Source organism: Streptomyces sp. ICN903 (genome assembly GCF_022015835.1).
GTDB lineage: Bacteria > Actinomycetota > Actinomycetes > Streptomycetales > Streptomycetaceae > Streptomyces > Streptomyces fenghuangensis.
In genome coordinates this window covers 1-8,576 of the sequence record NZ_JAKMAY010000251.1, presented here as the reverse complement: position 1 = coordinate 8,576, position 8,576 = coordinate 1, and the positions used below count along the sequence as shown (strand labels likewise).

Annotated in this window: 4 protein-coding genes and 1 pseudogene; all 5 read right to left on the bottom strand. The window is 73.6% G+C overall.

Annotated features, from left to right (window positions below):
- Nucleotides 1-4,938 (bottom strand): DUF4157 domain-containing protein (locus L7D48_RS22030; protein WP_237881673.1); only part of this gene is annotated, 4,938 nt, incomplete at its 3' end.
- Nucleotides 4,935-5,279 carry a hypothetical protein gene (locus tag L7D48_RS22025; RefSeq protein ID WP_374493255.1) on the bottom strand — a complete coding sequence of 115 codons (345 nt, stop codon included), beginning with the start codon at nucleotides 5,277-5,279 and terminating at the stop codon, nucleotides 4,935-4,937. The genes L7D48_RS22025 and L7D48_RS22030, both read right to left, overlap by 4 nt.
- The gene (locus L7D48_RS22020) at nucleotides 5,270-7,303 is read right to left on the bottom strand and encodes an ATP-binding protein (protein WP_237881668.1); all 2,034 of its coding nucleotides are present in this window, start codon (nucleotides 7,301-7,303) and stop codon (nucleotides 5,270-5,272) included. Before L7D48_RS22020 ends, L7D48_RS22025 begins: the two co-directional genes overlap by 10 nt.
- Before the next feature lie 6 nt (nucleotides 7,304-7,309).
- On the bottom strand, nucleotides 7,310-8,302 hold the full coding sequence (locus tag L7D48_RS22015) for a DUF4255 domain-containing protein (RefSeq protein ID WP_237881666.1): 993 nt from the start codon (nucleotides 8,300-8,302) through the stop codon (nucleotides 7,310-7,312).
- Nucleotides 8,303-8,306: 4 nt separating this feature from the next.
- Nucleotides 8,307-8,576, bottom strand: a pseudogene (locus tag L7D48_RS22010) (hypothetical protein); the annotation flags it as partial.

The following is an 8,576-nucleotide window of genomic DNA, read 5'->3' as shown; positions in this document are numbered from 1 at the left end:
TGCGGAGTCGCGGCGGGACCGGGGCGAGTCCGGCCGCCGGGCCGGGCGGGTCTGCGGGCGGGGCCGCTTCGGCTTGGCCGGCGGCCTGCGCGACATCTCCGCGTTCGCCCGGCGCGTCCGCTCCTGCGCCCTCCTCGCCTCCTCCTGCGGGTCCGGATGCTTCTTCGGGTCGTCCTTCGGCTTGTCCGCCGTCGGCGGCCTGTCGGTGTCCCGCGGTTCGTCCTCGTCCTTGGCGCCGGGCTTCTTCTTCCCGAGGTTGGCCGCGACGCCCTTGAGCCGGTCGCCGACCTTGCCCACGTACTTGCCGATGCCGCTGAGCAGGGCCTGGTAGGCCAGCTCCAGCAGGGCCACCACGCCCGAGGCCACGGCCTTGGCGAACAGCACACCGGCGTTGCCGCCCTTGACGGCCTTCAGGTAGTCCATGAAGGCGCCGAAGGCCCGCAGGATCTCGCTCAGCGACTCCCAGGCCGCCTTGAAGGCGTCGATGATCGCCATCACCCAGCCGGCGCCGGGGATCAGCTTGGCAACGACCTTGGTGATGATGATCTCCCCGATGATGATGGGGAGTTGGGGGAGCGCGGCGTCCCACGCCTCCTTGGCCATCTGCTCCCTGCTGACGCCCCCGCTGATCAGCTTGTCGAAGACGGCCTTGGGGAGCCCGAGGATCTCCTGGATCTTCTCGTTGAACCAGTTCCTGATCGCCGAGGTGACTTCCCGGAACAGATGGTTCCTCGCCCCGTCCTCGGCCGAGGCCTTGGCGCCGCTGAGCCAGCCGCCCGGGTCGGTGAGGATGTCGGCGGCGATCATCGCCCACTCCCCCAGGGCGCTGAGCAGACCCATGGCGAAGTCCATGATGCCCTTGAGCGCGCTCTTGACGGCATCGACCGCCGCCCGGAGGCCCTCCATCAGGGCGTCGAGGATGCCGCTGAGGATCTTGCCTACCTCGTCCAGGAGTTCGGTGACGATCCGCTTCAGCTCGTTCGCGATCCGGTTGACCAGGGCGATGGCCGCGTCCCGGATGCGGATGATGAGGGTCCGCAGCCGGTTCGCGATCTCCACGATCGCGTCGAGGAGGTCCTTGCCCAACTGGACCAGGGCCTCGGTGAACTCCTTGAACTTGTCGACGATGAACTGCCGGGCCGCCTCGATCCAGCGGATGACGGTGCCCTTGAAGTCCTTGATGAGGCTGGTGATCGCCTCGCGGGCGGCGCGGAAGAAGCCGACGATCGCGTTCTTCAGCTCGATGAGCTTGTCGCGGATCCAGTCGAACGCCCTGGAGAGCCAGTTGCCGGAGTCGCTCTTGGCCGTGTCGCGCTTGTTCCTGGCGTCGTCCTCGGCCTTGGTCTTCTCCTTGCCGATGTCCTCCTGCTTCTTCTTCCGGTGCTCCTCGGCGTCCTTGTCGGTCTGCTCCTCCTTGTCCCTGACGTCCTTGCGGATCTTCTCGGTCTTCTCGGTCTTCTTTGTGCCGAGTGAGTCGAGTTCGCCGTCCTGTTCCTTGCGCCACTGCTCGCGGGAGGACTCCACCTCGGCCCTGGTCTTCCGGCGTTCGGCGGCCTGCGTACGGGTGTTGCTCTCGACCTCGCCGCGGACCTGCCGCCTGTGGCGCTCCTGGGACTCCCTGAAGCCCTTGTCCCTGGCCTGCCGCTTGTCGGACATCTGCTTCTGCCCGTCGGTGAACGCGGCCTGGATCTGCGGTCCGCGCTCATGCTCCGCCACCGCGGACACGGCCTCGGGCGGGATGCGTCCGCCCATGGACGGGCCGCCGCCTCCGCCGGGGCCTCCCTGTCCCTTCCCTCGCGGGACCTTCGCGGTCAGGGTCTCCCTTGGCACATCGGGGTAGATCTGGTCCTCGCCCAGAGGGCGCCCGGCATCGTCGCGTCCGGAGGCGTGGAGTTCCCGGCCTTTGGCGTCGAGTTCACCGCCCTGTTCGCCGGCGCGCCCGTCCGTCTCGCCCTGGAGGCCGACCCCTGGCGCCGTGCCGACGTCCGCCTGGGCGAGCATCTCGTCCTCGGTGGGCAGGTCGAGGATCCACTGGACCACCGCGTCGGAGTCGATGAGGTCCTCGTCGGCTCCCAGGAAGTCGGCGACACCGTTGATCGCACCCACGACCAGCTGGGCCCCGCCCGCCAGAAGGCCTTCGAGGGTGCTGGGCTCCTCGATGTCCTCCCCCGGGATCTCGCCCTCCGGGGCCTTGTCTCCCGTGACCTCGGCCTTCTCCTTCTCCGGAGCGTCGATCCGGGCGGCCGGGTCGCCGGAGTACCGCCCCGGGGCCGAGGTCTTCGGTGCGCCGTGCAGGGTCCGCGGGGCGCCCGCGGGGCGCTCCGTCGTCGGCGGTGCGTCCTGGAGGCTCCGGTGCTCGTCACCGACGGTCCTGTCGACCGCGCCGTTCACTCCGCCCAGCGCTTCGAGCGCGCGGTGCGGCTTGAGGTTCGCGGCGGTGGACAGACCGGCTTCCGGTGTCACCTTCGACAGGTTGGGGGCTGCAGGAGCCTTCTTCGGCCGGGACGAGGCAGCGGGTCGGGCTCCGCCGCCCCCTCCCCCGCCGCCCGATGCGCTTCGGGTGCCGCCACCGCCACTGACCGACCGTGAGGGCCTGGAGACGGACCTCGGCGCGGGAGCGGACTCGGGCCGGGGCGCCGGGGCCACAGGCTCTCGCCGCTGCCGGGAGCCCGCCCCGCCCTCCGGTGTGGCGTCGGTGGTGGAGCCGTCACCGCCGTCCGCGCCCGAGACATGGGTGTCCCGGGCCGGGGACGCCTCGGCCGGAGTGTCCGTGGCCGGTCCGGGAGCGGTCGTACCGGTGGCGCCGCCCCCTGAGGGCGCGCCCGAGGTACCCGCGCTCGGAGCCGTGGCGGAGGACGTGGTGGACGTGGTGGACGTGGTGGAGGAACCAGAGGTTCCGGACTCCGTCGCTTCCTCCTTCGAGGCCCCCGTACCGGCCGGCTCGGGGTCCGGCCCCTTCTCCGGTTCGGGTTGTCGTTCCTCCCGCTGTTGCGGGCCTTCGGGAGCCGTGGGGTCGGGCTTCGGCTCAGGGGCGTCGGTACGCTCTTCGGCGGTGCCGGGGGAAGAAGGCCGCAGGTCGGCCTCCTGCCGACCCGGCGTTCCGGTGCCGAGGTCACGTCCCGTACGGTCGCCGGCTTCGGCACCGTTGGCCGGGGGGACGGACGCGCCGCTGTCGGCGGGCAGCGGTTCGGCGAGCCCGGTGTCTTCGGACGCGGCCTCCTCCGCGTCCTCCTCGTCCCGCCTGGCCCGCACCTGTTCGGCCCTGGTGGCGGGCGGTTCGGGGAAGCTCGGCATCCGTCCGCCGGTGTCCGAACCGGGCGCGATCTCGTCGGCGGTCGGTACGCCGGAGACGTCGAGGTCGGTGGCGGGGAGGAAGTCCTCGGGTCCGAGTTCCACGTTCCACGCGCTGTCCCGGTCGGCGGCCCGCTCGTCCTCGAGTCCTTCGAGCGCTCCGGGTTCACCGCTCGGGCCGGGCTCCAGACTGATCGGCTCGTCCTGTGCGAGCGCCGGCTCGTCCTGGGGTCGCTTCCCTTCCAGGGTGCTGCGGTCGCCCGGGTCGGCCGTCCTCAGCAGGGGGCCTGGCTCGACTCCGGCCCGCTTGCCCTCGCGCGTGTCCCGCTTGTCCGCCTGGCCCGGTTGCTGCCCCGCGATCAGGGGTTCCACGGCTCCGGGCCGGTGCCTGGCCGCGGACTCCTCCTTGCTCGCCGCGGGGGTGCCGCCGACTCCGGGCTCCTCGGAGCGGCCGCCCGTACCGCTGTCGCCCTGCTGCCGGGGCTGGGCGGCTCCGCCGCCCGGGGCCGTGGCACGATCGCCGCTCGTCCTCGCTGCTCCCGTGCCTCCGCCGGACTTCTCCGAACTCCCGGAGCTCCCGGCGGGCCGCCGTGCGCCCGGGCGAACCGCGCCTGTGCCGCCATGTCCGTGCCGTCGCCGGTCCGGCCGTTCCGGTGCGGACTCCCCTTTCTCCTCCTGCCCGGCAGTCCCTTCGGGGTCCTGGCGCTCCTCGTCCGCCCGCTGCTCGCCGCTCCGGTGGTCGCTGGACCGCTCGTCCTCGGCCTGCTGTCTCCGGTCGGCGGCTTCGGCTTCCTCCCGCTCGTCCTCCAGCAGTTCGGTCGTGTCCGGAACGGTCTCGGGGGCGCCGAGCGCCTCCGGTTCGAGTGTGCCCTCGTCCTCGGTCTCCTCGACCAGCTCGATCAGCCTGTCGAACTCCGAGGAGAGCAGGCGTGATTCCAGCCGGTCGAGAACGGCGTCCTGCATCTCGGGGGAGAAGCGGGCGAGTTGTATGCGCACGCGTTTGGAGCGGTCCTGCGGGTCGCCGCGCAGCGAGCGCAGCACGCCGTTGGTCAGACGGTCGAGCAGCATCGCCGGATCCAGTTGCTCCATGCGCCGCTGGTCGGCGTCGACCGTGGCGTAGCGCAGCCAGCCCGGGGTGGCCCGGCCCTCCTCGACGCGCTCGGCCGCCGGGCCGCCCGCTCCGCCGTCGCGGGCCGCGTCCTGCGCCGCCGTCTCCGCCTCGCGCTCCACCGTCTGCTGCGGCAGGCTCACCGCGCCCAGGTCGCGGCCGGCGCGCAGCGAGCCGAGGCCGTCGGGGTTCTGGACGGTGTGGAGCAGTTCGTGGGCGAGCAGGCGCATGCCGTCGGCGGTGCCCGGACGGTACGCGCCCTCGCTGAAGAAGATGTCCTGGCCGACGGCGACGGCGTCCGCGCCGAGCAGGGTGGTGAGGGCGGCGGCGTCCCGGTCGGTGTGCAGGCGCACGCGGCCCAGGTCGTGGCCGAGCCGCTCCTCCAGCTCGCGGCGGACGCTCGCGTCGAGCGGCCGGCCGGCGCCGCTGACGATCTCCTTGGGCTCGGGCACCGGGGACCTGGCCGCGCGCTTTCCGCGCCTGCGGCGTCTGGCGTCCTGCGGCGAGCGGGGCTCCTGTGACGCGGTGCGTGAGCTCATCGGCGCCTCCTCCCCGCGCCGGGACCGCTCTCGCCATGTCCCGACAGGCCCGCGTGCACCGCGCGCGCCAGTGCCTCGCCGAGGCGGGACGGCGAGGTGGTGGCGGGCAGGGGCGGCAGGCCCGACAGCGCCTCCAGTGCGCGTCCTTCGCCGTCCGCCGCCAGCGGTACGCCGCGCTCCCGTACCAGCCGGGTCAGCTCCGCCTCGAACGCCGCCGTCACTCGTTCGGGGTCCACCCTCGCGTCGAAGCCGTCGAGCACCAGCTCGCCGATGTCCACCCGGACCGCCGTGTCGTGTGCCGTACCGCGCACGGCCTCGCGCGGCGTCTCGTTCACACCCATCCGCGGACCTCCGAGGGCGTCAGGGAGCGCTCCAGTTTCAGGTACTCGGTGCGTGCGGCGGCGAGCATGTGGCGCATCCGCAGTACGTCCCCCTCCTCGGCTGCCAGGAAGGCGGCGGAGAGGGCGATGTTGCGGATCGAGCCGCCCGCGACCGTCAGCCTCGCCAGCAGTTCGGGGTCGATGTCCTTGGCCGGGGCCCTGTCGGGCAGCACCCGGCGCCAGATCTCGGCCCGTTCGGCCTCTCCGGGGAAGGGGAAGTCGACGACGAAGCGGATGCGGCGCATGAAGGCGGTGTCGAGTGCCTTCTTCATGTTGGTGGTGAGGACCGCCAGACCCCGGTAGGCCTCCATCCGCATCAGCAGGTAGGAGACCTCGAGGTTGGCGTAGCGGTCGTGGCTGTCCTTGACCTCGCTGCGTTTGCCGAAGAGGGCGTCGGCCTCGTCGAACAGCAGCAGTGCGCCGCCGCGTTCGGCGGCGTCGAAGACTCGGCGCAGGTTCTTCTCGGTCTCGCCGATGTACTTGGAGACGACCTGGGAGAGGTCGACGACGAACAGGTCGAGCCCCAGCTCGCGGGCCATCACCTCGGCGGCCAGGGTCTTGCCGGTGCCGGAGCCGCCCGCGAACAGCGCCGTGACCCCCAGGCCCCGGCGCAGGGTGCGGGCGAAGCCCCACTCCTGGTGCACGGTGCCCCGCTGCCGTACATGGGCGACGATCTCGCGCAGGACGCGCGACTGACGCTCGGGCAGTACCAGATCGTCCCAGTCCGCCTCCGGCTCGACGCGGCGGCCCAGTTCGTCCAGACCGATGCGGGCCTCGGCGAGCCCGGCCCGCCAGGCCAGCTCGCAGACGTCCGCCCCCGGCCCGGCCGCCCCGCCGTTCCCGGCTTCTCCGGCCTGTCGGCGTACGGACGCGGCGGCGGAGCGGATGATGTGCGGCGGCAGCGCGAACTGTGCGACCAGGCCGCGCAGTCGTCCTTCTCCGATCCGCGGCATTCCGGCGAGGGCGTCGGCCCACAGGCCGAGTTGCTCCTCCTCCCCCAGTGCCGGCACGGTGACGCGCTCGGCGCGCGTCCGCTCCGTCCGTCTCGGATCGGGGCTGGAGACGGCAAGCGGTACGGCGGCGGAGGCGGTGAACGCGTCGACCGCGGCATCCTGTTCGCGGTCCGGCCCGCCCGCCTCCAGCAGCAGGGCGGCGGGCAGCAGGATCGCCTCGCGCTGCCACAGCCGGGCGAGCCGGTCGCGTTCGGTGTGGTCGGTGGGCAGGTCCTCGGCGTTCAGGGTGTAGAGGCCGAGTCCGCAGCTGCGGGCCGCGGTCGCGGCGATGTCGTGGCGGCTGTGCCGGTCGCCGCCGGTGAGTTCCACTCTCGGCGGCGTGCCTGGGCCGGCCCCGGCCCAGGCCGCGGCGACGCGGCCCGCGGCGTGCTCGAAGGAGGGCGGCAGCCCGTCGGGTGCGGGGGCGCGGGTGAGCATGCCGTGCAGCCGCGCGTCGAGGTACGGGGATCCGAGGAGGAAGTGCAGGATGCGTTCGTCCAGACGGATCCGGGTGGTGGTCAGCCGGGTCTCGTCGTCGAGTTCGACCAGGCGCCAGCGGCGCAGCGGTGCGACGGGGGTGAGGGCGCTCCAGTGGGGCTCGCCGAGGGCGGCGAGCGCGAGGGAGAAGGTGGGGTGGGCGCGCCCGGGGTCGTCGCTCGCGGCGGCGCAGCGGCTGCCGGTGGTGGGCTCCAGTTCGGCGGCGGCCAGCAGCAGGACGATCTCGCGTTCGAAGGGCGTCAGTCCGAAGCAGCGGACGAGCGCGTCGAGCGCGGCGGGTTCCGAGGCGCCGGCCGGTTCGGGGGTGCCAACCGGTTCGGAGGTGCCGGCCGGTTCGGGGGTGTCGGTGTCCGCGCCGCCCCCTCGGGCACGGGCGGCGTGGGCGTCGAGGCGGTCCAGGACGGCGCGTATGGCTGCGGCCAGCGCCGGGCCCTGGGCAGCGCCCGTCCCGTCGGCGGTGCCGTCCGTGTGCCTGTCCGCCCCCGTCGTCGTCACCTCGCCTCAGCCCTCCTGGTCGTTCGTGGCGCCGTCGTCCCTGCCTGCCGGCGCGCTCCCGCCTCCGCGTGTGGAGCCGGTGCCGGGCTGCTTGCGCGTACGGGGCCGGGGCGCGGCGGTCCTGGCCGCGGCGCGCCGCTTGCCGGCGGTCTTCTTGGCGGGCGTCTTCCTGGGTGATGTCTTCCTGCCGGGCTCCGCCGTCTCCGGCTCGCTCTCCGTCCCCGCCTGCGACGTGGGCGCGGTGGGCCTGGCGGCCATGCCGTTCGCGCGGCTCGCCCGGGCCGCCACCTTCCGGGCGGCCGTCCCGGACGCGCGTTCCGCCGGTACGGCGGTGGCGGCGGGGTCGGCGGTGCCGGTGCCCGGCCGTCTCGGGGGCTCCGGCGCGCCCGGGGCTCCGAAGGGCAGCGCGCGCACCGTGTGCCGCTGGACCGGCCGGGGCACGACGGGCTGTTCGCGGCCCTCGATCAGTACCAGGGCCGCCTGGTAGGCGACCGACAGCGAGTACGGCGTCTGGTGGAGCATCCCCCACAGCCTGGAGGTCTCGTCGATGTCCATCAGGGTCGGTGTGAAGCGCACCCTCTGGACGGCTTCCGCCAGGTCGCTGCCCGCCAGGTACGGCCGCTGCGCGGCCTCCTCGATCAGCTCCCCCGGCAGCACCGGGAACTCGTGCAGGGTGCGTACCACGCAGCCGATGAGCCGCTGTCCGACCAGTTCCGCCTCGTTGCCGTAGGCGCTGATCAGGTAGTGCAGGTCCAGGGCCGCCGCCGGGCGCTTGAGCAGGGTGCCGTCCGGGGCGCGGGTGGGCAGGTCGTCGTTGCGCCGGGAGGCGTTCGGGGTGACCTGGTAGAGGAAGACGGTGATGGTGGCGTCGTCGGTGGCCTCCGCCGGTGGCCGTTCGGTCTTCACCGCGACCTGCATGTCGATCTCGGGCTGCAGATTGTGTTCGATCAGCAGGGCGAGTGCCTGTGTGACCGTGGCGATGGCGAGTGCGTTGCTCATCTCCTCAGTCCCTCCGCTCGCTGCCGGCCAGGTAGTCCGCGAGGCTCAGCGCGGGTACGGGCCGCGCCGGCCGCTGCGGCCGGTCCGTGCCGGTGGGGCCCGCGGCCGGGGGTGCGGCGCTGACTTCCAGCCGGCCGATCCGAACGTGTACGGTCCGTTCCGCCGTCCGGGGCCGGCGCCTCCCTCCGGCGGCGCGTGCGGCGTCGCGGGCGGCCGAGGCGCCGGCGGCGCTGGGCCGCAGGGGCACTGCGGCGGTGGGTGCGGGGGCGGGGCC